The 26,217-nt window shown below is 46.4% G+C and carries 23 protein-coding genes; 7 read left to right on the top strand and 16 right to left on the bottom strand.

Going from position 1 to position 26,217, the window contains the following annotated elements; genetic code table 11:
• Nucleotides 1-12: 12 nt before the first annotated feature.
• Complete coding sequence (locus ACJJIR_RS01695; protein WP_413663530.1) at nucleotides 13-927, top strand: LysR family transcriptional regulator; 915 nt, start codon at nucleotides 13-15, stop codon at nucleotides 925-927.
• A gap of 57 nt (nucleotides 928-984) precedes the next feature.
• On the opposite strand, the gene ACJJIR_RS01690 is transcribed toward ACJJIR_RS01695, so the two are convergent.
• Nucleotides 985-1,380 (bottom strand): FAD-binding oxidoreductase, encoded by a 396-nt coding sequence (locus ACJJIR_RS01690; RefSeq protein ID WP_282931030.1) that lies wholly within the window; start codon nucleotides 1,378-1,380, stop codon nucleotides 985-987.
• 193 nt (nucleotides 1,381-1,573) lie between these two features.
• Here ACJJIR_RS01690 and ACJJIR_RS01685 point away from each other — a divergent pair, with 193 nt between their 5' ends.
• From ACJJIR_RS01685 to ACJJIR_RS01675, 3 genes are all read left to right on the top strand, one after another.
• Entirely contained in the window at nucleotides 1,574-2,632 is a 1,059-nt protein-coding gene (locus tag ACJJIR_RS01685; RefSeq protein ID WP_444907098.1) for a bifunctional nicotinamide-nucleotide adenylyltransferase/Nudix hydroxylase, read from the top strand.
• A 203-nt stretch (nucleotides 2,633-2,835) separates the two neighbouring features.
• On the top strand, nucleotides 2,836-4,251 hold the full coding sequence (locus ACJJIR_RS01680) for a nicotinate phosphoribosyltransferase (RefSeq protein ID WP_444907097.1): 1,416 nt from the start codon (nucleotides 2,836-2,838) through the stop codon (nucleotides 4,249-4,251).
• A gap of 34 nt (nucleotides 4,252-4,285) precedes the next feature.
• The gene (locus tag ACJJIR_RS01675) at nucleotides 4,286-5,125 is read left to right on the top strand and encodes an ADP-ribosylglycohydrolase family protein (RefSeq protein ID WP_444907096.1); all 840 of its coding nucleotides are present in this window, start codon (nucleotides 4,286-4,288) and stop codon (nucleotides 5,123-5,125) included.
• A 20-nt stretch (nucleotides 5,126-5,145) separates the two neighbouring features.
• Here the strand turns inward: ACJJIR_RS01675 and ACJJIR_RS01670 are convergent, their stop codons facing one another.
• Both ACJJIR_RS01670 and ACJJIR_RS01665 read right to left on the bottom strand, forming a co-directional pair.
• Nucleotides 5,146-5,859, bottom strand: coding sequence for an NUDIX hydrolase (locus ACJJIR_RS01670; protein WP_444907095.1), 714 nt, complete (start codon nucleotides 5,857-5,859; stop codon nucleotides 5,146-5,148).
• A gap of 60 nt (nucleotides 5,860-5,919) precedes the next feature.
• A complete protein-coding gene (locus ACJJIR_RS01665; protein WP_444907094.1) occupies nucleotides 5,920-6,276 on the bottom strand; it encodes a winged helix-turn-helix transcriptional regulator in 357 nt (118 codons plus the stop codon).
• Nucleotides 6,277-6,387: 111 nt separating this feature from the next.
• Between ACJJIR_RS01665 and ACJJIR_RS01660 the strand changes: the two genes are divergently transcribed.
• On the top strand, nucleotides 6,388-7,179 hold the full coding sequence (locus ACJJIR_RS01660) for an SDR family NAD(P)-dependent oxidoreductase (protein ID WP_444907093.1): 792 nt from the start codon (nucleotides 6,388-6,390) through the stop codon (nucleotides 7,177-7,179).
• Between the two features lie 150 nt (nucleotides 7,180-7,329).
• Here ACJJIR_RS01660 and asnB read toward each other — a convergent pair whose 3' ends face one another.
• The 10 genes from asnB to ACJJIR_RS01610 form a co-directional block, all read right to left on the bottom strand.
• Nucleotides 7,330-9,264 (bottom strand): asparagine synthase (glutamine-hydrolyzing), encoded by a 1,935-nt coding sequence (gene asnB / locus ACJJIR_RS01655; protein WP_444907092.1) that lies wholly within the window; start codon nucleotides 9,262-9,264, stop codon nucleotides 7,330-7,332.
• A 436-nt stretch (nucleotides 9,265-9,700) separates the two neighbouring features.
• Complete coding sequence (locus tag ACJJIR_RS01650; protein WP_444907091.1) at nucleotides 9,701-11,356, bottom strand: histidine kinase; 1,656 nt, start codon at nucleotides 11,354-11,356, stop codon at nucleotides 9,701-9,703.
• A 1,367-nt stretch (nucleotides 11,357-12,723) separates the two neighbouring features.
• Nucleotides 12,724-13,227: a hypothetical protein gene (locus tag ACJJIR_RS01645; RefSeq protein ID WP_444907090.1), complete on the bottom strand. Its 504-nt coding sequence runs from the start codon at nucleotides 13,225-13,227 to the stop codon at nucleotides 12,724-12,726.
• 528 nt (nucleotides 13,228-13,755) lie between these two features.
• Nucleotides 13,756-14,526: a hypothetical protein gene (locus tag ACJJIR_RS01640; protein WP_444907089.1), complete on the bottom strand. Its 771-nt coding sequence runs from the start codon at nucleotides 14,524-14,526 to the stop codon at nucleotides 13,756-13,758.
• Nucleotides 14,527-14,609: 83 nt separating this feature from the next.
• Nucleotides 14,610-16,496 (bottom strand): DNA topoisomerase IV subunit B, encoded by a 1,887-nt coding sequence (parE, locus tag ACJJIR_RS01635; protein WP_444907088.1) that lies wholly within the window; start codon nucleotides 16,494-16,496, stop codon nucleotides 14,610-14,612.
• 12 nt (nucleotides 16,497-16,508) lie between these two features.
• Nucleotides 16,509-17,102 carry a YqiA/YcfP family alpha/beta fold hydrolase gene (locus ACJJIR_RS01630; protein ID WP_444907087.1) on the bottom strand — a complete coding sequence of 198 codons (594 nt, stop codon included), beginning with the start codon at nucleotides 17,100-17,102 and terminating at the stop codon, nucleotides 16,509-16,511.
• A 102-nt stretch (nucleotides 17,103-17,204) separates the two neighbouring features.
• The gene (locus ACJJIR_RS01625) at nucleotides 17,205-17,879 is read right to left on the bottom strand and encodes a hypothetical protein (RefSeq protein ID WP_444907086.1); all 675 of its coding nucleotides are present in this window, start codon (nucleotides 17,877-17,879) and stop codon (nucleotides 17,205-17,207) included.
• 344 nt (nucleotides 17,880-18,223) lie between these two features.
• On the bottom strand, nucleotides 18,224-19,048 hold the full coding sequence (gene cpdA, locus ACJJIR_RS01620; protein WP_444892187.1) for a 3',5'-cyclic-AMP phosphodiesterase: 825 nt from the start codon (nucleotides 19,046-19,048) through the stop codon (nucleotides 18,224-18,226).
• Nucleotides 19,049-19,089: 41 nt separating this feature from the next.
• Complete coding sequence (locus tag ACJJIR_RS01615) at nucleotides 19,090-19,611, bottom strand: DUF1249 domain-containing protein (RefSeq protein ID WP_444907085.1); 522 nt, start codon at nucleotides 19,609-19,611, stop codon at nucleotides 19,090-19,092.
• A gap of 87 nt (nucleotides 19,612-19,698) precedes the next feature.
• Complete coding sequence (locus ACJJIR_RS01610; RefSeq protein ID WP_444907084.1) at nucleotides 19,699-20,361, bottom strand: NUDIX domain-containing protein; 663 nt, start codon at nucleotides 20,359-20,361, stop codon at nucleotides 19,699-19,701.
• Nucleotides 20,362-20,507: 146 nt separating this feature from the next.
• On the opposite strand from ACJJIR_RS01610, the gene ACJJIR_RS01605 reads away from it, so the two are divergent.
• Together ACJJIR_RS01605 and ACJJIR_RS01600 are read left to right on the top strand one after the other, a co-directional pair.
• Nucleotides 20,508-21,548: a glycosyltransferase family protein gene (locus tag ACJJIR_RS01605; RefSeq protein WP_444907083.1), complete on the top strand. Its 1,041-nt coding sequence runs from the start codon at nucleotides 20,508-20,510 to the stop codon at nucleotides 21,546-21,548.
• Between the two features lie 37 nt (nucleotides 21,549-21,585).
• Complete coding sequence (locus ACJJIR_RS01600; protein ID WP_444907082.1) at nucleotides 21,586-22,638, top strand: glycosyltransferase; 1,053 nt, start codon at nucleotides 21,586-21,588, stop codon at nucleotides 22,636-22,638.
• Nucleotides 22,639-22,707: 69 nt separating this feature from the next.
• Here ACJJIR_RS01600 and ACJJIR_RS01595 read toward each other — a convergent pair whose 3' ends face one another.
• Genes ACJJIR_RS01595 through ACJJIR_RS01585 form a run of 3 tightly spaced genes read right to left on the bottom strand, consistent with a single transcriptional unit; the run spans nucleotide 22,708 to nucleotide 26,195 of the window.
• Nucleotides 22,708-23,259 carry a DUF4136 domain-containing protein gene (locus tag ACJJIR_RS01595; RefSeq protein ID WP_413663548.1) on the bottom strand — a complete coding sequence of 184 codons (552 nt, stop codon included), beginning with the start codon at nucleotides 23,257-23,259 and terminating at the stop codon, nucleotides 22,708-22,710.
• A 22-nt stretch (nucleotides 23,260-23,281) separates the two neighbouring features.
• Nucleotides 23,282-25,666: a PqiB family protein gene (locus ACJJIR_RS01590; RefSeq protein WP_444907081.1), complete on the bottom strand. Its 2,385-nt coding sequence runs from the start codon at nucleotides 25,664-25,666 to the stop codon at nucleotides 23,282-23,284.
• A complete protein-coding gene (locus ACJJIR_RS01585) occupies nucleotides 25,659-26,195 on the bottom strand; it encodes a paraquat-inducible protein A (protein WP_413663550.1) in 537 nt (178 codons plus the stop codon). The genes ACJJIR_RS01590 and ACJJIR_RS01585 overlap by 8 nt, the downstream gene beginning before the upstream one ends.
• Nucleotides 26,196-26,217 lie beyond the last annotated feature (22 nt).

The following is a 26,217-nucleotide window of genomic DNA, read 5'->3' as shown; positions in this document are numbered from 1 at the left end:
TGTTTGGTTTTTATGAACAATATCTCATGGCGCGCTATTCGTGCATTTATTCAGGTCGCCGATGCCGGAAGCTTCACCGCTGCAGCGCGGGACAGCGGCTTTTCCAAGGCCAATTTGAGCCAACTGGTCACAGAGCTGGAAACAACCCTGGATATACAGCTTCTCTACCGCACGACAAGACAACTGCGTCTTACCGAGATTGGTGAGGGTTACTATTTGCGTTGCAAACAAGCGATGCAGCAGTTGGATTCAGCCGCCGAGTGGGCCAGTGAATCAAAGGGAGGACTGGAGGGAAACATCCGCATCAACGCTGTTGGTGGCGTTATCGGGGAGAGCTTAATTGCTCCGCTGGTGATCAAGTTTCAGCAGGCCAATCCAGGAGTTAGAGTTCATCTGGACTTTTCCAGCACCCGAGTAGATTTGATTCAAGACCAGTACGATTTGGTTATTCGTATGGGCAGTTTGCCGGACTCCTCTCTAATCGTGCGTAAACTTCACACTATCAAAACCCGATACGTAGCCAGCCCAAAGTTCCTTCAAGAATATGGACCTATAGAAAAACCTGCTGACTTAGCATCTGTACCGCTAATTTCCGGCAGTGTGGATCAATGGCTGCTAACACGAGGTAAGAATCAACAGGTTGTGCAAGTTGAAAACAGCACTAAATTGATTAGCGGAAGGGTAATGCATCGCGCTGCAATTGAGGGACTTGGAATTACCCGGCTAGCAGATATCTATGTCCAGGCAGATATTGCCAGTGGACGCCTGGTTGAAATTCTGCCCGGCTGGTCTGAGTCTACCGAGCTCTCGATGGTATGCCCGCCCCTACGCCACCAATTATTACGGGTGCGCAATTTGATGCAGTGGCTCAAGGAGGGTTTTGCAGATATTTATTTACAGGCTTTAGCTGTTAGTCCCATTGAATAAAGTACCTCAAATAAACGCGAACAATTTGTCTCTGTGACTATCTTTTCCTGATTACCGTCAAAGTTCACCCTCTGATTGTTTTATTGCCTGTAATTCCACCGGTGACAAAGCCTTGTAGCCACGCAAATAGGGCCAGCCATACCCCCAGCGAAATGGGGTGGGTAAAAAAGGCGTACCGCCAACCCGAACTCCCAGTAACATCATTAGTGCAACTTCTTCTTCCCCGGTTCCAGCTACACAGACCTCCAGATCTTTATCCGCCTGCTCGCGTTCATCGTATGTGCCCCCTTTCCAGTAGGCATAATCATGGGCAATACAGCAGTCGAGCCACAACTCCTGTTGATCAAAAGTTCCATCGGGAAATGCGCTACAACCATCAGTAGTAAATGGCTCTATTTCCTGCGCAAAGGCTTCCAAACTCAATAAGGAAATGAACAACAACCAGCGGCACATCAGTTCTACTCATACACTCAAAAAAAGTAAATCGGCTCGGACACTGAAATATAACCCCACCTCTTCGATAAACCACTAAAAATTGAATTTAAGCCCACTTGCCATTAGTGTCTATTAGACACATAATATTTCAAGACCCATTATTCAAGCCCTGGAGAGACCGGGGTTTATTCACAGCAAGGAGCTTGCTGCTATGGCCCAGCACTACGATTTTGCCGTTTTTATCGGTCGATTCCAGCCATTCCATTCCGGACATCTAAAAGTAGTCCAGTGCGGATTAGCTCAGGCCCAGCACCTGATTATCCTGATTGGCTCCGCCAACCAGCCCCGCAATCCTCGCAACCCCTGGACTCATCGCGAGCGGGAACAATTTATCAGGAAAAGCTTAAGCGAGAGTGACAACAAGCGCCTGACCTGCCTACCTTTAATGGATGTGCCTTACAATGATGAACTGTGGGTACGCAATGTACAAAACTCCGTTAACGGCATAGTGACTGCTCATCACAGCATTCCCCACAAGCCACCCCAAATTGCATTAATCGGGCACCAGAAAGACCAGAGCGGTTTTTACCTCAACCTCTTCCCCCAGTGGGAATCCCTTGGGGTGGAGAATCACAACGAAATCAGTGCAACCCCCTTTAGGGAGGCACTATTTACCGACAGCGCCGATAGCCTGTTGAATTCACTCGGTCAGGAAATGCAATTGCCAGAGGGCACTATTGGCGCATTAAGAGAGTTTGTGGAGACCAATCCAGCCTACGGCGAAATGCGCGAAGAAATGGCATTTATCCAGCGCTACAGATCCTCCTGGGCCACCGCTCCCTATCCGCCAACTCACGTTACTGTCGATGCTGTAGTGGTCCAATCTGGCCATATCCTGCTGATAGAGCGACGAGCTTTTCCCGGGCGGGGTTTATGGGCGCTGCCCGGTGGTTTTGTCGACCCCGGTGAGCGACTGATCGATGCTTGCCTGCGAGAATTGCGAGAGGAAACACGCCTTAAAGTCCCGACACCAGTGTTGAAAGGATCTATACGCCGGCAGGATGTATTCGATGAACCCTATCGCTCGGCTCGTGGAAGGACCATCACGCACGCCTATTACATAGAACTGGCTCCCAGCCAACAGCTTCCCAAGGTAAAGGGCGGTGACGACGCTCGCCATGCCCGCTGGGTTCCCCTCGCTGATCTGGACCCTCAGCAGCTATTTGAAGACCACTATTTCATCATTCAATCCCTGATTGGCGGCGCCTAAAGCTGGTAGGAGGTGGCCAATTGCCACCTCTTGCACATTCAACAACTCGCATTACCCCACCAATACCCAAAAAAACACGCCGACACTTGACAACTTAGTATCCAAAAGACACTATTAGCTCTATTAGTGTCTTTTAGACAATAATTGGCAAGGCCCGCACTGGAGAGACCGGTGCTAACAACTACTCACGGAGGATTTCCGCGATGAACCAGTACAACCCAATCCTGAATGTCGACAGCTATAAAACCAGCCACTACCTTCAGTACCCAGAGGGAACCCAGTATGTCAGCAGCTATATCGAGAGCCGGGGTGGCCAGTTCAAAGAGGCTGTTTTCTTTGGCCTACAGGCATTTATCAAGCAGTACCTGACTACGCCAATCAACGCAGAGCACATCGAAGAGGCAGAGGAGCTCTGTCTGGCCCATGGCCTGCCATTTAATCGCGAGGGATGGGAATACATTCTCCAGGAGCATCAGGGTTACCTGCCCATTGAGATTCAAGCAGTTCCCGAGGGCAGCGTTATTCCGACTAGGAATGTCTTAGTCCAAGTAGTCAATACAGACCCTAAGTGCTTCTGGCTAACCAGCTATATCGAAACCGCCCTGCTGCGCGCAATTTGGTACCCCACCACAGTTGCCACCCAAAGCCGGGAAGCCAAAAAGGTCATTCAACGATATTTACTGGAAACTGCTGAGGGCCTCGACTCACTGTCCTTCAAGCTACATGACTTTGGCGCACGCGGTGCTAGCAGCGAAGAAACAGCTGCGATTGGGGGCCTGGCCCACCTGGTAAATTTCCAAGGCACAGACACCATTGCCGCCGTACTCGCCGGCCGCCGCTACTACGCAGCCCCAATGGCCGGATTTTCAATACCCGCTGCAGAGCACAGCACCATGACCAGTTGGGGACGCGAGCAGGAAGCCAAAGCCTATGAAAATATGCTGACGCAATTCAGCGGTGACAATCGTCTGGTCGCTGTAGTGAGTGACAGCTATGATCTTTGGAGTGCTATCGAGAATATCTGGGGCGGTGAATTAAAGGAGAGGGTAGAAAATAATGGCGGCACCCTGGTAATTCGCCCGGATAGCGGCGATCCCGTTGATATAGTCTCTCAGACTATTGAGCGCTTGATGAGAATATTCGGAGCGACCATTAATAGTAAAGGTTTCCGAGTACTTCCTGACTTTATTCGGGTGATCCAGGGTGACGGGATTTCTCTACACACCATTGAGGGCATCCTCAGCGCAATGAAAGCCAGAAAACAGAGCGCTGAAAATATTAGCTTCGGTATGGGAGGTGAGCTTTTACAAAAAGTTAACCGAGATACCATGAGATTCGCCATGAAAGCCAGTGCGGTTCGAGTCGATGGCCTATGGCGGGATGTTTACAAAGACCCCGCGACCGATAGCGGTAAGCGCTCCAAGAGAGGGCGCTTGGCATTAATAAATCGTCCCGACGGAACGCCCTACACTATTCGTGAGCAAGATATTGGTAGCCGTAATAATTTGCTAAAAACCGTATACCGCAACGGAAAGTTACTTATAGAACAAGACTTGGAAACTATTCGAGAACGGGCTGTTATTGTTGAAGGTAGAGATGTATTGGCTGTTGCCAGTTAATATTAACTAATCGGTAATCTTTTAGGGGGCTTTGATGTTATTGGAAATTGCGGTTGGAGATGCCTACGGAGCCGGATTTGAGTTTTGTAGCCGTGAGATTATTAACAATAACAATCATGCTAACGGGTATATCTCTCATCCCCTTGGCATCAAACCCGGTTGTTATACCGACGATACTCAGATGAGCTTGGCTATTGCTGAGCTCCTTCTTGAGAATTCGAATCCCCAAGAAACGGACTTTGCACAAGCTTTTATCCACACTTATAAGCGTGATCCTCGCCTTGGATATGCATCAGGCTTTCAAGGCCTTCTCGATAGCTGTGAAACTGGAAAGGATTTAACTCGCAAGATAAGGCCTCACAGCAAACGTAACGGAGCTGCAATGCGCTCAGTACCCCTTGGGCTCATTCCCGATATTGATCAACTACTAACAGTGGCTAAATGCCAAGCTAGCGTTACGCACAATACCGAAGAGGGGATCTTATCTGCTCAAGCAGTTGCCCTAATGGCACATCTATTAATCTACCAAAAATCAGCTCTAATTGAGTTGCCCAAGCTTATTGAGAAAAAGCTCAACCTAAAATTAATAGGAAGCTGGTCTGGCAAGGTCAACTGTGATGCCTTAGAAACCTTGGCTGCGGTAAATACAGCACTACAAAGTAATCGAGACTTCCTTGGACTATTGAAGACCTGTATAGATTTTGGTGGTGATACTGATAGTGTCGCCGCAATTGCCTGCGGGCTTGCAGCACTTACCAGAGAGTACGATTCGGAACTTCCTTTCAGTTTACTCTCTGGCCTGGAAAATAGTACTTATGGATACCAATACTTGATTGAGCTAGATAAAAAATTAGTTAATAATTTTTTATCTTAAGAAGCTAAACTATTTTTCAGTTAAAGCTCTAGATTTCTTATAAATTTATGATCAGCGGAGCTTTCACTCAAACGATAGAGCGCTGCAGGCCGACCTTTTTCAGAACGTTTTTCACCAGTATCTACTAACAGATTTGCCTGCTCAATTCGCCTGCGAAATGATTTTTTCTGTATTGGTTTCCCAATTATTGCCTCATGTACTTGCTGCAACTCTGGCAAGGTAAAAGTTTCCGGTAATGCAAATGCAGGCACAATAGTATAGAGCGCTTTTTGAACCAAACGCTCATGGGCACGACTAATAATTTCCAGATGATCAAAAGCCAGAGATAATTGAGATATCTGAGAGTAAGGCAACCAGTCCACACTCGACACAGTATTGATTGCACTTGCACAGCATTGGTGGGCAATCAAGGCAGTATAGGCAACCGTTACCGACCACCCCCGTTTATCCCTGCTGGGCCCTCCAAAAGTATAAAGCTGCTCTAAATAGGGCGGTATAACTGATGTCTTTTCTTTTAGCTTTCGGTTAGCTGTCGCCTCCAGACTATTATCTTCGGTTTCAGAGACAAATCCTCCAGGCAAAGCCCACTTCCCTTTCTCTGGGTGAGCAGAGCGCTTAACCAATAACACCTTGAGAAAGCCTTCGTGATAGGTAAATAGAACTGCATCCACAGTAACTAAAGGAGCGTCAAAGTTACGCTTCTCATAACGAGCTATATAGTCTTTTTCATTCATAGGGAGAGACAAGTATCATTTAGACACTTAGTGTAACTCGAAGGTATTGGTGGGATAAAGTTATTTACTTTCAGATAAATCTGAGCCGTCAATTTCTTCTTGTAGCTTTTCCAAGTCGTCCAGTATTCTCAGGAATTTCTGTCCAAATTCTGTAACGTTATATTCCACACGGGGAGGAATCTCTGCATAGCTGATCCGCTCCAGTATCCCGAACTCCATATTTCTACGTAAACATTCATTCAGGACTTTGGTAGTCAAACCCTCAACGCTGCGAACCATTTCCCCCGGTCGATTTACCCCTCTAGCCAGAAGCTGATAGACAGTAAGGGACCATTTACAGCCATAGATAGTCTCAACCATTCTGGCACTTCTCTTGGGCGGGCGCTTTCGCGTGAGCATATTTTTCTCTGATTTCATCAATACTTACCAAAAAGTAACTAGTGCACCATTTTGTGCTTACTTTTCAACCTATCCGGTTCTTTTCTAAACTCCACTCACGTAATGAGCATATCTCAGTGAGGAAATAATATGAGTGACTCCACTAAAAGACCAGATTCTACTGAACAAAAAGAAGTTGCCTTAATCGTTGGTGGTTCCAGTGGTATGGGACTCGCCATTGCAAACCTGCTGGTGAAACAGGGAATTCACACAGTTATTATTGGCAATAATCTCAACAAACTTGAAAGAGCCCACAACGAATTAACTCAGATGGGCTCTGCAGAAGCACTTCAGGCAGACCTCTATCAACAGGCTGATATCAGCAATATTATCGAATATATAAAATCCAGCAATCATCATTTTAAATACCTGGTAAACGCCGCTGGATATTTTAATCCTACTGCATTTCTTGAACATACCCGGGAAGACTACGACACTTATCTCGACCTCAACCGTGCCACCTTCTTTATTAGCCAGGCCGTAACAAGAAACATGGTAGACAACGGCGGAGGGAGTGTAGTGAATATTGGCTCCATGTGGGCCAAGCAATCGGTAAAGGCGACACCCTCCTCTGCCTATTCTATGGCCAAAGCCGGTTTACATTCGCTCACCCAACATATGGCGATGGAGCTGGCCGATCACAATATTCGGGTTAATGCAGTATCCCCTGCGGTGGTTAAGACGCCTATTTATGAATCCTTTATCGATTCGGGGGAAATAGACCAAGCACTTGCCTCCTTCGATAGCTTTCACCCTATTGGCAGAGTTGGTACTCCCCAGGACATCGCTGATGTCGTAGATTTTCTTTTAAGCGACAAAGCAAGTTGGGTAACTGGAGCCATTTGGGACATTGATGGCGGGGTAATTGCTGGGAGAAACTAGAATACCAAAACGCCCGGATAGAAGTATTTTATTCGGGCTCAATTTAGATAAATTCCTGCACTGCAAATCCTGCTAAAGAATTGTTATTTTAGCTTTTATTTAAATATCCAAAGTAAACCATCAAAACCATCTGAAGTATAAAATTAAATCCTAAGACATAATCAATCGCTTGTGCAACAAAATACCACTCACGATAAGGTATTTTACAGCATCAACAACATTCTGATCGGCTTGCAATAAGCTATCACTCTTCTCAAAAAATCTAATTGCCTTCTTATGATCCAAAAACGGCATATCCAAAGTTGCACGGCTATGAACAATATCCTTCATATATTCATGAAGTTTCCTGTTTTTCTTATCTGTAAGTGGCGGAGTCCAAAGAGGCTGTTTTTGCTTCTTGTATACTTGCTCTGTTAATACAGGCTTCATGGCTTCTCTGAGTATATATTTCTCCGTTAACCCGCGAATCTTGTATTTATCCGGCAATACTGAGACATACTCAACCAGGTGATGATCCAGAAACGGTAGGCGCCCTTCGATAGAGTGAGCCATTTCTGTTCTATCCCCCATCATTGTAAGAACATAGTGGGGCAGCATAGACTTGGTAAAGGTATATAGACTTTTTGATAAAATAGACCTGTTCTTAACTGAAAAGGCACCTCCCAAGTGTTGCAACAGGGTTTCTGCGGGCTGTAAGTGCTGTATATACTTGGCATAATCCTCACAAAACAATGGGAATATCTTTGTGCCCATATCCATAAAGCTCTGCATCCAGTTTGGAAAGAAGCCAAGGGCTGACTTCACCACCTGTGACTGATGCATTCTTGTAGAGGCCATAAAAACGCCTTCGGAAACAGGATCACCAGACTGCAATTTCTGCAAGATAGCTTGCTTTTCTTTTTTTGGAATTGTATCTAAATAATTTTCGATAAAATCTTGCCTGAACCAACCGTAACCAGAAAATACCTCATCTGCTCCATCCCCAGTAATAACCACTTTATAACCGTGCTCTCGAACAACTCGGCTTAGAACATATTTAGTGATAGCGTTACCGTTAAAGAACATTTTTTCGCCGGTATAAGCAGTATCCTCAAAGCAAGAGATCAGTGTGTCACAACCAATTTCAACAGGGTGATAATTACTTCCCAAGTAATCAGTCATGGATTTTGCGTTAGAGGACTCATCATAGGCCGGATGATCAAAAGATAAGGTGAATGCATCGATCGGCTTATCCACCATACCTTGCGCTATACCAAGCACGGAGGAGGCATCTATGCCACCACTCAAATAGCAGGCAACAGGTACATCAGCTTTGAGCCTTAACTTAATCGATTCAGAGAAGCGCTCGCGCACCTCACTAATAACCTCTTTCTCATCGAAAACAATACTTCCTTGTTCCGCAATAGTGGGGAAGTGTAAATTCCAATAAAGATGAGTCGAAAATTGTAGATCATCCAAATAGGCCAAACCATAATGACCAGGAGGAAGCTCATGAATATTGTTAAACAAACTAGAAGCTGGAGCATGCAAGAAGCTAATTTCTTGCAAAAAAGTATGTGGATTCCAATCTATCGGCAAGCCAAGCGCTTTGAAGGCCTTAACTTCTGATGCAAAACACAAGCATCCATCTGTCCAATAATAAAATAGAGGTTTTATTCCAAACCTATCTCGAGCAGAAAATATTAAGTTTTTTCTTTTATCGTAAAGTACGAAAGAAAATTCCCCTCGTAGATATTCCAGGCAATAAACACCAAACTCTTGATATAGGCCGATAAGTATTTCACTATCCGATTGTGTAAGAAAACGATAGTTCCGCCTTATCAAATCATCTTTTATCTCTAAATAATTATAAAATTCACCATTAACAATGCAGGCTATCTCTCCATCATCACTTAATAGTGGCTGCTGACCACCTTCCAAGTCAATAATACTGAGGCGCTTATGAGCCAGCCAGGCCCGTCCATCTCCTGATGACCAGAACCCTTCACCATCAGGCCCTCGATGGGAAAGGGGCTGTAATGCTCGATAAATCTGTTCCCCGTTGTATACAACGGTATTTGAAAATACAGCTAGCAGCCCACACATTTTGCTGCCTCCCCAATATCGATAGAAGGACTGCCTCAGATTAGCAAAAAAGTACTTCGCGCCATCTACTCAAAAAAAAGCGAGCAAATACTTATGCATTAAAGAATTGAACTAGAGATAAGTATGATATTAAAATTTAGAACCAAACTCACATTTCACTAGCTGAGCTTGATTACAAGCTCAGACTTAAAGAGAGTTATAAATTTTAAAGATATCCTTTTCTTTCACTATCCAGCTAAGCTTTAGCTAAAACTCTAGATATATTGCTGCTCTAGGAAAATCTTTTGATTTACCTGAGCAGCCTAAAATCTATACTTAGAATAAAGATCTCTAAAATTTACATTGTACGTATTCCGTTCGGTCTAGATTAATAATAAAAATACCATTTAAACTCAAACAACTAACCTTATACGTAAATACAAATTATACAGCCCAATTAATAAATATAGACCGCTCCTGCATTTTCAGCTTCATTGCTCTCAGGGTTTGCGAACAAACCGCTATCCGCTCCATCCTCACCGTTCGCCCCTACTGCTAAACTAGCTCCATCTCCACTTAGCGCAACAGAGCCACCAAAATGGTCTCCCGAGTCTGTGTTGCTCGCCTTAATATAAGCTTCACTAGACCAGTCTACGCCATTAAATAAATAGGTATAAACGGCTCCTGCTCTAGTTGAAGATTCGTCTGTACTATCTCCGAACAATCCTTGGCTATAGCTTTTCTCTCCCCATGCTCCCACGGCGATAAAACTGCCATCATCACTCAGGTTTACCGCCTCTCCAAAGTAAGCCGATACATGAGGATTGGAAGCTTTCAAATAGGCAGTTTGCTCCCAAGCGTTTTCTTTTCGAGAAAAAATGTAGGCAGAGCCACTGTTAGATTCACTTTGTAATGGGGCGCCAACTGCTAGAATTTGCCCATTACCACTTAAATTGAGCGCAAATCCAAACCAATCACCAGCGACAGGATTACTAGCCGATATCTTACTATCTTCCACCCAGGATTCACCATCCAACTGGTATAGATAAACGGAACCTGCCTCTGCATTGTCAGCATAAGCCCCAACTGCGAATGAAGCACCGGCATCATCAAGGCTTATCGAAGAACCAAAACCTAACCCCTCAGAACTATCAGCAGCCTTAATATAGGCATACTGTGACCAACTTCCCTCCTCATTACGGAACATATATACCGCTCCAGAATCTTCAATAGAATCGCCATCAAGACCACCATCTTCACTGGGTGCGGTTACTGCTAAAGTAGAACCATTCCCACTAAGGCTAAGGGCATAGCCAAATAGGTCATTATTTCCTTGATTGTCTGCTTGAAGTCGGGCGCTATGGACCCAACCTTCATTACTTCGGGAAAAAATATGAACAGCGCCCGCAGAAAAATTATCATTTTCCCCGTTCTCCTTGAATGCGCCTACTGCAAGCGTATAACCATCATCGCTAAGGCTCAATGCAGTTCCAAACTCTGCAGCTTCTTGAGGATCTGGAGACTTAAGATAGGCTTGCTGTGTCCATTCGCCATCTTCCCGACTAAAAATATAAACTGCACCTGAATCAGGTGTCAGGTTATCCTCTTGGTCACCACCGCTATCTTCGCGAGGAGCACCTACTGCAAGCAGGTTGCCATCATCGCTAATTGCTAGATTCCAACCAAACTGATCGTCAGCATCCGTATTACTGGGTTTAAAATAACCGATACTACCTATCACATCCTGATCAATCGCTACTGCATCAGAATCGATACATCTCTGATCATCGCAGGTTTGCAATAAGTATTGGGCATTAAGCTTTTTGAATAAAGGCACCACTAATTCAATGCGCTCTTCTTTTGGCGCAATGGGATTTCCAATAGGTTCAAAGCCAGAGTGCCCATCAGCATTTTCAAATAACTGATAATAAGTTGCCCCAGAAACATCGCTCCAGCGAAAGGTTAGCGTTTTAGGTTTCTCATAATGGACCGCCATCGTAGCAGCTGTAAGCTCGCCACCTGTGTCTGGATTATCTCCCCCACTCGAAGATCCATTACAACCTGAAAGATATACACTGAACATCAAGATTGCTAGGTTAATATTAAATTTCACTATATGCTTTCCTTATAGGTCATCGTATCATTTTTCAAAACTCTCTTATCATTAGCTCTTAATTAGATATAATTTTTATTGCCAACACGAAAATACAGACTATTCTCGCATCGTCTTAGCACTAAAATATTTCCAACAAGAACCACTGCAAGAAGTAAAATTAGAATGAACTTCGAATATATTCGTAAATAAACATCCCCTTTTATAGACTTAGGTTTGATTCTCTTTTAGAGCCTTGACAGGATTAAGGGCTCAGACTGCTTTATTAATTTGCCAATTAAGACTTAGAAATTCATTCTTGAATTCACAATAACTAATTAACCAGCATGAAAAAACATAAAACATAAAAATCAAACACTCAGACGAGCAGACATTATTATGTATATTTTATTTATTCAGCAGCCGGCAGTAATAACTACTAAACAAAGTGTAAAACACTTATCAACGTCTATACTATTTACCTTTTATTATTGGGTTTGCGCCAATCATCCTGCACATCAAATAGAGCAAACGACCAATACGAAACCAATAGTAATATCTATAAATATAATTTGTTAATTTAATCTATAAACTATCATTCTTCACATTACAACCGAGACTTTATAAGGCACTCATAATGAAACAGCCATCTAAACACACTGATACTTTTAAGCAGCCTACAAGATTCAACTGACAGAGTGAACTTTTTTTAAAAAATATATTTTTACCCTCCGAATTAGAACAACAGGTCCAACTAAAAGTCTTTAATGGCTAGACATCTGTCCGAACTTGAGGGTACGTTCTTATAAAGAAATGTGACTCAAAATTTCTTAGCCAACAAAAATACGGATAATTTTTTAGCAGCTTGAAACCAGATATCTCACATGTTTACACAAAATAAATCGATGAATAGATGGCAGCTTAAAAATTTTCGTGCGTCAAAAATAAGAAATGTGAACTTCTAGTCATTCAGATAATAGAGTATTATTTTATCGTATCTCATACCTTTTATGCATGAAAACAGCTTAAAAAGATGTAGTGATAATTTCTTGCAACAAAAATTTGTAAGTATTCCAATATTTATTTGGAGCTCAAGATATTAGATACTCAACAACTCTTCCAGCTCGCCCTGCATATAATTTTCGAGTCCACGGCCTCACCTTGGATTTACTAACTCCCATGACCTCACAATATTCATTCATTATATATTTTGATTGACTATCGGTTACACAACCTTCTACTGGTACTCAGAAAGAGAAAATATCTCTTTCACAATTGGATTATTATTGATCTTGTTGAGAGTGATGCTACCAGTAGCCAAATTTAATATGACGATTCCTTTTACAACATCTAGATAAATCACAGTCCTATTAAGGTATGATTTAAGATTAACCTTTGGAGTCACCCCTATTACTAATTGAATTTGGTAAAACCAAATCCACTGGTTTTCTTGAGTTGACATACTCACGGAATTCGGGGGCTACATATTCAGAGCGCAACTCCCATATCCTTTTAAAAGGTTCCATTGATAAGTATGCTGTATATTGACGAGTCATTGAGTCCCAAATAGTAAAATCGAGTCTGTTTGCCTTGTATTGGAAATAAGCTTCTTCCCAGATCTTAAAAAAACGATATACAAAACCAATGATCCTTAAAGTATCGGCACTCGACAAAAAATCAAAATCCTTCATCGCCTTCGCAAAGATGTCTGCCATTGGTCCGTCACATATTGCTGCCACAGCTTCTCGATGAGCAATGGATATTTCATGCATAGAAGCGATCTTCGATTCTTTATTCTGAACTCTTATTAAAGCGGCAAGATAGACTAAAGATGCGACAACCGCAAAGGCACCAACAAGCTCACCAACGGCACTTAATGTATCCCATACCATAATCCGGCTCTACTCCTTCGAACAAGACGGTAATTTACATAGCTTTTAGTGCCAACTCTTATATTTTACAGATTTACCAACAGATAACGTTCTATTACCAAAATTATATAATCACCTACCCTGTAACGTTCATTTCCTATTTCTAGGCATCTGGAAGACTGACGACCTAAGAAAACAAGAAGAAGGTTAACGTATCCACAACTCTAATATTATTGTCATCTAATAGATCTCACCAAGCAGAAACAAATACTTGCACGCCTGAATACCCTATATACAATCAGCCAACGACATAACCTTTAGATAAAAGCAAAAACAATTCCTCTGCCATTAAATTTCAGAAATTTTAAATTAGTAAGTAAATGCACCCGCCAAGATTAAACCGAGAAGGAAGAGATGACGTATATCAACCTAAAGAAAATCGCGGCCACATGTGTTAAACATATTTCTATGCCAACAGAAAACAGGAGAGGAGGGTGAAAGATGAGTTATGAGCGAAATGAAAAAGGCATTTCGCTCAGTTATAGCTACCTAACCGAGAATTTTCTTAACGTGTCTTCTGATTTTTCTGTGTACATTTCTATCATTAGCGATAGAGTTCAGAAATTCCTTGTACTCACTTTTATTAACCGTACCTAGTGCTTTGCAGTACCAAGCGAGTGTATCGATATGCAGTTTATCTACAGGCTGTCGAACATCCTTCTCTACCGCCTGGTAAAACCACTCCTGAATTGCAACTTCAGCAGTTCCGTCACGGACAACTTCCTCAGCGGCAAATCTTTGCATAATCATATCGTTACTATTGAGCAAATTTAATAACCGTGTAGTATGCAAGCTATTAGTGGCTACATGGCCTTCCATATTCTGCATCAATGCATTGCGCTTTTGATAAAAACTAAACTTGGTCAGCACATGCTTCGCTCGATTTCTAATCGCACGATTACCACTTTCACGCATTATCTTATTGATAGTGGGGGAATATTTTGTATTCCCAGATGACGAAAGTGTACGTAACAAATTAACGATTTCACTAATCACTTGTTCATCACGTTGAGCAACTGTCATATTCGCCTGGTGTTTTTCCAGGAGAAGCTGTTCAGCCACATCAAATAAACGTTCATCACTTAATCCAGATCCTGTAATACGATTAGCAGCTTTGGTTAAAGCTAAGTTATCTTCACCTTTTAATTCAGCTATAAAGTTATCTACTTCCTGATTTAGCAAAGACTGAATGTCTTTGGCCAATCCGGTTAAAGGAGAAACTAAAAAAACAAATAAGATAAATAAATGGCTTAATTTCACAAAACACCTTCCATAGAGCTTTAAATTGTTGCCCTAGTAAACTAAGGCAACCTAAGAAAAATAGATCTGAGATTAATTAGAATTTAACCTACTTCAGCCAGATTCCCTTTACTTTCCAGCCACTGCTTGCGGTCTCCAGCACGCTTTTTAGCCAGGAGCATATCTAGTAATTGATTACTGTCATCTCCTGAATCTATGTAAAGCTGTACGAGACGTCGGGTATTGGGGTCCATCGTAGTTTCACGCAATTGCATAGGATTCATTTCTCCCAATCCCTTAAATCGGGTTACCTGAATCTTGCCCTTTTTCTTTTCTGCACTGATACGATCAAGGATGCCCTGTTTCTCAGATTCATCCAGCGCATAATAAACGTCTTTACCGATATCAATTCGGAACAGTGGGGGCATGGCCACATAGACATGGCCCTTAGTGACCAACGGTCGGAAATGACGTAAGAAAAGCGCGCATAACAACGTGGCAATGTGCAGACCGTCCGAGTCGGCATCGGCGAGGATACAGATCTTGTTGTAACGCAAGCCTTCCAGGTTATCGCTGCCCGGGTCCACACCGAGGGCTACAGCGATATCATGTACCTCCTGGCTAGCGAGAATTTCCCCTGAGTCAACTTCCCACGTATTCAGGATTTTACCGCGCAGAGGCATGATAGCTTGGAACTCCCGGTCTCGCGCCTGCTTGGCAGAGCCACCGGCTGAATCTCCTTCCACCAGGAAGAGTTCAGAACGCGTGGTATCGCCACTGGAGCAGTCTGCCAGTTTTCCAGGCAAGGCCGGTCCCTGAGTAACTTTTTTACGTGCAACTTTTTTTGCGGAGCGCATGCGCTTCTGTGCATTGCCAATACACAGTTCCGCCAGTTTATCGCCCTCTTCCGTATGCTGATTTAGCCACAAACTGAATGCATCTTTAGCGACACCGGAAATAAATGCGGTCGCTTCACGGGAGGAAAGTCTTTCTTTTGTCTGGCCCGAGAATTGGGGATCAGCCAGTTTGGCAGAGAGAACGTAAGAACACTGGCTCCAAATATCTTCTGGTCCCAATTTAATTCCGCGCGGTAGCAGATTGCGGATTTCACAGTATTCGCGCATTGCTTCCAGCAGGCCAGCCCGCAAACCGTTGACATGGGTACCGCCCTGAGCGGTGGGAATCAAGTTTACGTAGGATTCGGCGGTGACTTCTCCACCCTCTGGCAACCATTGAACGGCCCAATCTGCCGCCTCAGTAGTAGCTGCAAAACTGCCTACAAATGGCTCTGCTGGCAGTACTTCCCAACCCTGATTTGCAGCGGCCAAATAGTCCTTGAGGCCATCTTCGTAATACCACTCATCGGACTCGCCATCCTGCTCATTGATAAACGTAACCGTGAGGCCCGGGCAGAGCACCGCCTTGGCACGCAGAAGGTGTCTTAGGCGCACCACTGAAAATTTAGCGGAATCAAAATATTGGGGATCTGGTAAGAAGCGAACACTGGTGCCTGTTGTGCGCTTGCCGCACTCACCTACTACTTCCAGATCGGAGGCCTTTTCACCATCCTTAAAGCCAATGCGATGAACTTTGCCATCTCGCTGGATCGTAACTTCCAGCACTTTTGAGAGGGCATTAACCACCGAGACACCGACGCCGTGAAGGCCGCCGGAGAATTGGTAATTATCATTGGAAAACTTACCGCCGGCGTGCAGGGTGGAAAGGATAACCTCTACACCAGGCCGTCCCTGCTCAGGGTGGATATCGACGGGCATACCGCGGCCGTTGTCGCTGACAGAAAGCGAGTGGTCCTTGTGTAACACCACTTCAATTTTCTTGGCATGTCCGGCGAGAGCTTCGTCGACACTGTTGTCGATTACCTCCTGAGCCAGGTGATTTGGGCGTGCGGTATCGGTATACATCCCGGGGCGCTTGCGCACCGGATCTAGTCCCGTGAGTACCTCAATATCTTCGGCGGAATAATTAGCCATAATTCTTATTGATTACTGCTCGTTAAATAGAAATTCGGTGATAGGGTCGCAATAGCGTGCGAACTCCTGAAAACTATGATCGCCACCGTCTTCAATGGTCTGGCGTTGCCCTTGGTAGAAATCCTGCGCATCGCGATAATCCAAAACTTCATCCCCGCGCTGGGCGAGTAACCAGTAGCGACTCTGCAACGGCTTCTCCAATTCAGCCTGTACCCGCTGCATGGCATCTACATCAACCTGGGTAAGACGGAATTCCTCTTCTTCACCGCTATAGGGTTTTAAAACCTTCCCCACATAGGCTGGAATAAAGCGCGCGGGGCGCACTGCGGGATTTATCAGTACAGCGGGCAATCGGAAGCGCTCACCAAGGTAAGTGCACCAAAAGCCCCCCATAGAACTCCCCACCAATCCAATGGGTCCCCTATCGGACTGCCGAAGGAGACCCTCCACAAGAGCCACCAAAGATTTCTGCGCCTCCTCTGTATAGGGAGGAATCTGCGGTGCACAGAAGGTAACATGCGGGTATTGGGCCTGGAGCCGTTCCCGCATCAACTGGCATTTGAAGGACTGTGGTGATGAAAGGAAGCCGTGCAGATATATCAGCACCGGCCTTCCCTGAAGATCATTAGTTTGCATAGGCGGTGATTATAGCGCCCATATCGTCAATCGGGGGCGCTATGTAACCAGAAGCCTCAAACCGTGTGGGAATCACAGCAATGTGCGATTCAAACTGGCAAAGGCCCGCCCCATATCTACACGCATATCAGACCAGAAAGTAACACTGGTAAAGCGCTCCAAGCGTCCACCCGGGCCATAGGCACCAAAGTTCTCACCGATATCGCGGCGATCCCGGAAGCGCATCACTGCATTGCCCTCTCGATCATAAAGAGTTCCAACCAGTACGCCATAGGCACTCTGCTCGGTGTAGACGCGCCAAGTCCAGGGAGAGGGGTCCAGGGGTGCGGCTACCGAAAATTTCTCCAGGGACAGGGACAATGTGTAATCTGCCTCTTCCTGCTCCTCTGCTACCACACTGTTACGGGGTTCGAGAAACTTCTCTGCAAACGTTTTGACCAGCAGTGCATTCATCTGCTGCAGGTCCCTATCATCCAGCTCGTAATCTTTCTCTCTGTAGCGGGTACGCGGCACCGAAGAAAAGCGCTTGGTGTAATCAATTTGCACAGGAGCAATAAACACTTTGGAGCCGCTCATATCAAAAGCAAAGGCTGCGGCAACTTCATCCAACGAGCTGGATCTGGGAACTAAACCTTGGCTATCCTCCTGTTCAGCCAACTTTGAGTCCCCCACCTTACTGGGATCATGAGCACAGGCGCCGACTAATAACGCCAAGCCAATGAGCGGTAAAACAAATATTCTGTTCATTATTATTCCTCACTTCCCGATGTTATCCACTTAACTGACGGAGTAGCTGTAAAATACGCACGAAATGAGGGGCAGTAGCACAAATAAAACCCCAGTACCTATTAGCGTATTTTATCAACTGTCAAATACTACTATTGATTCTGGTATGCCCCATTAAACAAATATCATCAATGATCATAAGTCTGGGGAAATTTCATTGTACGGTCAGAAGACAAAAAAGATAATGGTAAGTTCGTAAAGGGAGGCTTTACAAATAAAGGCGAGCTAGAAACTCTCAAATAAAACGATAGAAATCCCACAAAGTGGGACTTCAAAAAAGTAGGCACATTTCAAAGAGAGGTGACTCAGTAGCCGGAAGACGCAAAATCGACAGAGTATTTTGAAACCTCAACCCGTTCGACCCCGGTTTTATAGCTACCGTCATCATATAAATCGAACCAACGATATCCCGGCATCTCGTCGTCTACAGCAAAAGGCCCACTACCCGGAGTAAATTGTACAGACGTGGAAGGTGTCGCATGTAAGCCGACCCGGCCCTCATGATTATCAAACTGCTGATGTACATGGCCCCACACGAGCGCTTTGACTTGGGGCGCTTTGGATACCATTTGCAAGAGTTGCTCACGTCCATCTCGCAACATATGGCCATCAATCCACTTACTACCCACCTGTACCGGTTGGTGGTGCATCATGATCATTACCGGGTGTTCCCGGGTTTCCCAAAGCAGCAGCTGCAAACGCTCAAGCTGAGCTTCGCTGAGACCGCCACATATCTGGTTTTCAACACTGGTATCGAGAAGCAAGAGGCGCCAATTTCCTAGGGCAACCACTTCTGTACAGCGTTGTGGGGCTAGCTGTTTCATACGAGAGCTTAAGTCGTGATTCCCCGGTAGCCAATACCAAGGTTTCTGCACCCTGCGCATTTTCTGAAGAAACCGGCGGTAAGAGGCCTCGGCCCCATTCGCGCTAATATCTCCTGTCGCCACCAGCAGCTGCGCTGCCTGCTGCCTGGAAACGATTGCGGACAGTACCTCATCCAAAGTATGACCGGTATCCAAACCCAGTAATTGATAATCCGGCCGGCTGCCGATGTGTGGGTCTGTTATTTGGATCAGACGATATGAATTGGTCTTATCGGACCTGCTAGGCTCATTGTGCTCGCGAATCACTTGCTCACCTTGTAATCACATCCATGTGTTCTACCGCAGAATTAAATTTTTCGGCCATCCAGCACTAATTGAAATTCTGCGCGACCATTTGCAAGACAGTACTCAAGCCACTCACCGAGAAAACGGTTGGCCTGAGGCCTCTCATCTGCGCGCTGCATACGGGAATTTGGGTAAGCGATATCCACTCCTTTACCACCTACCGGTCCACAGCCATTAACTGCTATCACCTCTGCCATCCGCGCATCGTGATAGAGACGAGCGGTCAGGTTGGGAGATGCCAGCCAGTGGCTTTCACTGAGATTTACCTCTGCGTCCAGTGACACTTCTGTGGTGTACCTGGATCTCGCTACCACTCTCAGCTTTAAGCTGCCACCAGGGATTTGATAGCACCATTGCTCTCTCTCTGAAAGCTCAGGTAGCAGCCTCAGTAGACGTAGGTAGTTAGCGTCGCAGTCGGCATGATAAGACGGTAAATCGACGCGATATACTGCTTTACCGTTGCCATTTGGCGACATTTTCATCTGCCTGCGCTGGTGCGCACCTACCTCACGTACTAGAGCCATTATCAACACTCCAATTCATTTGCCGCCGTGACTTACATCTCAGTTTACCTTTTGTGCGGGTAAAGTAGCGCAAAGAGCTGTGACCGCTCAGGCGGGTGGCGTCATATGAGTAAACTGCTTCCGATTTAACTCTAGCCACTGCACCGAAATCAGTGTGGTGGCATTGTCTATCGGGTTTTCTCCCGGGCCGTAATTCCCCCGCATCGCATCTACGACGTTCTGCCTCGGGAATACCCGCAAACGGATATCCTCATTTTCCTCAGCCAAGCCGAATACGCCCTCGGCCTGCTCCAAATCTACCAGGGCACAATACAGATGTATCCGCTCCGAGCTGCCCCCTGGGCTGGGGATATAGCTGTGGATAAAATGCAGGTCGTCCACAGTACATCCAGACTCTTCCAACACCTCTCTGCGCGCTACATCCTCCAGACTCTCCCCTTTCTCCACCATACCGGCTACCACTTCAAGACACCAAGGCCCTGCTGGGCGCCCCAGGGCACCTGTTCGGAACTGCTCGGTTAGCGCCAACAGGTCCCTGACAGGATCGTAAAGTAAGACTCCAACGGCCTCTCCGCGCTGAAACAGTTCCCGCTCTATTTCATTGCTCCAACCCCCGCGAAACAAGCGGTGGCGCAATCGCAGGCGCACCATAGTGAAAAATCCCTTAAACACGGTTTCCCTGGAAATTATTTCTACCGAATCAGCGGTGAACTCCGGGTTTAAATCAGTTCGACTGTTATCTTGTGGCATGGTTCGTCGTTCCCTAGGTTTCGGTTTTGCTGCGCTGCTTCCGCGACAAGACCGGGGTACCAGCTGTTATACTCTGCGCCCACCGTACCAGCCGCTGACTGCAGAGGCTATCCGGGTTTCCGTGTTGAATTTCGAGAGTACACAACATGAGAGTGCTGAATATCGCCTATCAGCAGCTACGGCGCTATGGCAAGACAAGGGTTAGCTGGGCACAAAAGCTCACCTTCGGCCTGATTAAAAATGACCACTACACCCAAGTGTTCAGCGACCGCGATATCGCCGCGTTTGAGGCTCCCTTTGGTATTCGCGACCTGGGTGTAAAAAAGGCGAACCGACGCTTAATGGAAACTGTCGAGGCCTTTGAGCCAGACCTGATCATCGCAGGCCACTGCGATATGATCACTAACGACACCCTGAAGGCCATTAAGCAACGCCTGCCCAATTGCTTTATCGCTCACTGCAATAATGATCCCCTCTTTGTTCCCAGCAATGTCGAGCGAATCAAATACCGCGCGGAAGTCGCCGATGCAGTTTTTGTATCCACCGGGCGAAGAGAACTGAAAATATTTGAGGGCTTTGGTGCTCGTGTATATCACATGCCGAACCCGGTTGAACCCTCGATTGAAAACCTCAATAACGCTGAACGCACAGATTTAGCCATCGACCTGCTTTTCTGCAGTAACAGCAATAATTTCACCAAGCGTCTGCAAATGGTTAAAAACCTGAAAGATGCCCTGGGGGATTCGCTGAACTTTAAAACCTATGGCAGCTTCGGCGAGGCTCCCGTTTGGGGCCGCGACTACGACCACGCTCTATCTCAAACCAAAATGGGATTGAATTTCAATCGCCAGGATACCCATTACTGGTATTCCTCAGCACGTATGGCGCAGTTGGCAGGCAACGGTATTTTGCAGTTCACCAGTGATAAATTACATTTTGATGACTTGTTGCCTGCTGAGAGCGTCGTTTATTTCTCCAATGAGCAGGACCTACTGGAAAAAATCCGCGAATTTAACGGTGACGATGCCAAGCGACGCGCCTGGGCCGCACGGGCCAGGGAGTTTTTCCACAATGAAATGAACTCGAAGCTCTACGCTCAGTACATTGTCGAAGCCACAAGCTTACAGCCTTTTAGCCACGACTATGCTTGGGCTCAAGATATCAATCTGGATGGCACACTCAGGTAGTGTTGCACCCACTCTATTCGATCAGATGCAATAGATTATGAGTAATAACCCAATTCGAGTCGCACAGATACTCGCCGGTGCTGAGCACGGTGGTGCTGAGAATTTCTTTGTGCGTCTCGTCAGTGGATTAAATCCCCGCAGCGAAATTACAGAAAAAGCGTTTATTCGCAACCACGATCACCGGGTACAGGCACTGCGTAGCAACAATGTTGAAACCGAAGGTTTTAAATTTGGTGGCAAGCTGGATTTTCTCGGCCGAAAAAAATACCGGGATGCCCTGAACCAATGGCAACCGGATATCGTGATGACTTGGATGGGACGTGCAACTTCAATCACCCCCAACTCTGAAAAATACCGATTGGTAAGCCGCCTAGGGCACTATTATAACCTGAAGTATTACCGTCACGCAGATTATTGGATCGGCATCAGTAAAGGTATCTGCCAGCATTTAAGGGACGGAGGCATCCCCAAGGATAAGATTTTCCATATCCCCAATTTTGCCGATGAGACACCAGTTAATCCGCTGCCTAGAAATAGCTTCAATACTCCGGAAGACCGGCCCCTGATCCTGGCTGCAGGCCGCCTACATATCAATAAAGGGTTCGACACCCTCCTGCATTCATTCACCCAGGTACCCAACGCCACTCTGTGGCTCGCTGGTAGCGGTCCCGAAGAGAGTAAATTGAAATCTCTGTGTCACCAGCTTGGCCTGGAGGAGAGAGTACGCTTCCTGGGTTGGCGCAACGATGTCACCACGTTAATGCGCACTGCGGATATGTTCGTGTGCCCTTCTCGACATGAGGGCCTGGGCTCTATTGTGATGGAGTCCTGGGCCCATCGCTGCCCTATAGTGGCGACGGACTCTCAGGGCCCTGGAGAAGTGATTACCAGTGGCAAAACCGGTCTGATTACCCCTATCGATAATGCTGATGAACTGGCCAAAGCCATGAAGTCCGTTATCGAGTCGCCGGAATTGCGCCAAAGCTTGATCGAAAATGCGGCCGAGGAGTACGCAACGACATATGCGAAACAGGTTATCGTCGATTCCTATATTGATCTATACGAAAACCTGATGAAGAAAGGGCGCTAGCGGAGAATGGCAGCCACCGAATACCCGGTGGCTGCTAAATCGTATTTTTCATTTCGTGCCAAATCGTACTTATTGATAGGCCGGGGGCAAATCCCGCAAAAGAGCGCTAACCCCATTGGCGATCAGTCGTTGACGCTGCTCAATACTATCGGGGCGTGTTAACAATTCGCTGGCTCTCCCCCCCCAAATCACAGCCCCGCCCGGGCGCCCAATACCCACACTCATAATCACCAAGGGGGCATCTGTCAGGGGCGGTAGTTCCACTACATCCTGTGGAGCATTGCTATCAAACTGTTTGTCCCAGCTGGGATCCCGGGTATCACCGGAGAAAAACTCATCGACTACTGCAACCTGGTAATCCACCACCATATCCGCATCCTGGTCCTGGGAGACTTGGCGATATCCTCGTTGCTGTAACTCTGCGGCAACGGTATCGCGCATTTCTTCATCCAACTCCACCAGCTGGGCAGAGGCATCTTCTGAGCCACTCAACGGCGCTACCCCCCATTTATACGTGGCAAAGGCAACCGGTGGCTCCCCGGTAGCGGCTTTTTCAACCTGTATCTCCTGGCAACCCGCCAATACCAAGATACTCAGCAAGCCTGTTAATAAATAGCGCATAAAAACTCCTACATTCCCGTACTTATTTTACTGGTTCGACCGTGCCGTAAAGTTCTATCTTAGGACTCCAGGTATACCACTTGGGTTCAGCTTTCGGGTAGAGAGGGAAATGGCTGCCCGACTCCACTTCAAATCCCATAAAAGGGGCTTCTGGCGTGGCAAATGCGATCCCCCCCTGTAACAGGGCCTGAGCCGATTCTGTGTTGATATTAAGCCCACTTTTCAGGCCGAAATTCACATCGACGCCACTGGCATTCCAAAACACCGTGTGCTCTCGCACCAGGGGCTGGTATTGGGGTTCGATATGAACATAGATATACACTCGATCAGCATACTCCCCCAAGGAAAAACCTGTAACCTCTCCCACTTTTACCTGACGATAATAAACCGGACTCCCTGTTACCAGAGATCCTCGCCTCGCAGCATCCAGGATAATTCCCAGTCCAGGGCGAGTAAAAGTTTCTGCAAGATCCTCTTCCGGTGCCTGTTCCAAAGCGTAAAACTTTGTCTGTGGATCTCCTAAGCCAGGCTCAAGCGCCAGGTAGCGCCCTGTAATCAGGGTATCCAAATGGGCAATCTTATCGATGCTAATTTGCGGGGAAACCACCCATATACGTGTGCCCTCCCGAGCAAACTGCTCTCCGCGATGATAAAGCTTGGCCCTGGCCCACACCTCGCCCAAAGAGCGATCGAGTCTCAGGCGAGTAATCTCTCCAACTTGTACCCCGCGGTAGCGCAACGGTGCTCCAACTCTCAGCCCCTCGGCACTGACAAGGCTGACTTGAATTTGTATTCCCCCCTCCATAGCCGCTTCCCGACTGCTGAAAAGAGGGAACTGGTCTCCATTTTTTGCCTGCCCGCCTTTTCCAAGGTCTTCCCGGCGTATGCCAAAGGCGATACCGCCGCGCAGAAGTGACATCAGCGAATCTGCCTCCACTTCCACCCCTTCGGTCAAGCTTGCTGTAGCCCGCAATCCGCTCACATTCCAGAACCGAACGCCTTCCTGCACAAAGTGGGTATAGCGGGGCTCTATCACCACATAAACTTCTACCCCCTCGCCATCCCTACGCAATTCCATTCCCTGCACTTTTCCTACCTCTATACGGCGAAAATAAACCGGCGCGCCCCGCTGCAAAGACCCGGGATTGCGTGAAGTGAGGCGTAAATGCAGCCCCGGCACACGGGGGTCCATCGGTGGCGCAGAGGTTCGCGCAGTGAAATTGCGCTGGGAGCGCTGTCCTTTGCGCAAATCTACTTCTATGCGATTACCTTGGATTAAATCGTTTAGTCCGCCAGTAAAATCGAAGCTCGGGGGGGCTAGCCAAAAACGTGTATTTTCGGTGAGCAATTCATCCGTTGTCGGATCCATCAGAACTTTGACTTCCATACCATTCAAACGGCGGTTTGCCTTGGTCCCACTGACTTCGCCTACCTGTATGCCCTGGTAGTAAACCTTCGTAGAATCCGGAGTAACATTCACCCCCTGATCGAAATTTAATGTCACTGGAATTCCCGCATCTGCTGCGGCAAAATTTTTATATAACTCAAACTCACTACCATTTACAGCGAGTGGAGACTGACGTTGATTTTCCGGGGTATAAAAACTTACGCCTCCGGCAAAAAGTGCTGCCAGGGATTCTAAATTGACACTGATACCGCTAATACCGCCTTCGATAGAGATCCCCGAACTATTCCAAAAGCGGCTGCCCCGATGAACCAGATAGGCATATTCCCGACGAATAAATAATTCGATACTGACTTCAGTTCCGTTTCGATCCAAACGGTAATCCGCTACCTGACCGACTCGCAACTGACGATAATATACTGGCGATCCTCGACTTAAAGAGCCCAAACGACGGGACTGCAAAACAACACGTAAACCATCCCCACGGATAAATGCAGGAGGCTGATCCAGGGCAACAAAGTTGCGCTTGCGCTTTCCACTACCTGATTCAACGGCAATGTAATTGCCTGAAAGTAGAGTTTCCAAACCGCTAATACCGGTAATAGATAACTCGGGTTTTACTACCCAAAACTCAGTGCCCTCTACCAATAAATATTCTGCACTGCGATTTAAACTAACTTCGGCCAGAACGCCATCGGCTCCATTCAGCTCTTTCGCATTAGGTACAAGGCGCACATCCTGGACCATACCAATATCGACCCCGGAATATTTGACCACCGTTTTTCCTTTTACCAGGCCGTCGCCAGAATGAAATAAAATAGTGGCTTTAACGTCTCCCTCTGACAAATCCTGATATAGCAACCAGAGAGCAATCAGCCCCGCGATCAAAGGTAAAATCCACACTAGGGGTAATCCCCTGCTTGCGCGCACTACTCCCCGCTGAGCACCTCCATCCAAGCGAGACGCATCACTCGTATCCTGCGGGGGCAGCTCATCAGCCATTTTCTGCGGCGCTCCTATGAGCCGTTTCTGGCTCTACTGCAGACTCATATAAATCTCCGTCATAGGCATCCCAAATTAAACGGGAATCGAAAGTTCGTGCCGCCAACATGGTCACCACTACCACAGAGGCAAAAGCCGTAGCACCAGCTCCAGCAGTTACCTGGGAAATAAATCCCATATCCACTAGCGACACCAAAATTGAAATCATAAATAAGTCTAAGAGTGACCAGCGCCCGATGCCGGAAACTACTCGATATATTTTCATGGACTGAATGGGGTCGAAGGACAGGCGCAACTGAATTTGGATCAGGAGCAATCCCAATCCCAGTAGCTTCATCACAGGAACTGCAATACTGGCAACAAAGACAATTAAAGCTATTCCCCACATTCCCGAGTTATAGAGTTGCATGACCCCGCTAATGATGGTGCTGGGGTCACCGGCACCTAAATAAACTACTGTCATTATCGGTAACACATTGGCAGGTAAAAGCAATAAAGTGCCAGTAATCGTCAGAGCCCAAGTTAACATCAAGCTTCCTTCGATTCTGCTG

The sequence above is a fragment of the Microbulbifer maximicatervae (SeqCode) genome (assembly GCF_052467385.1).
This window is presented reverse-complemented; position numbering and strand designations above follow the sequence as displayed.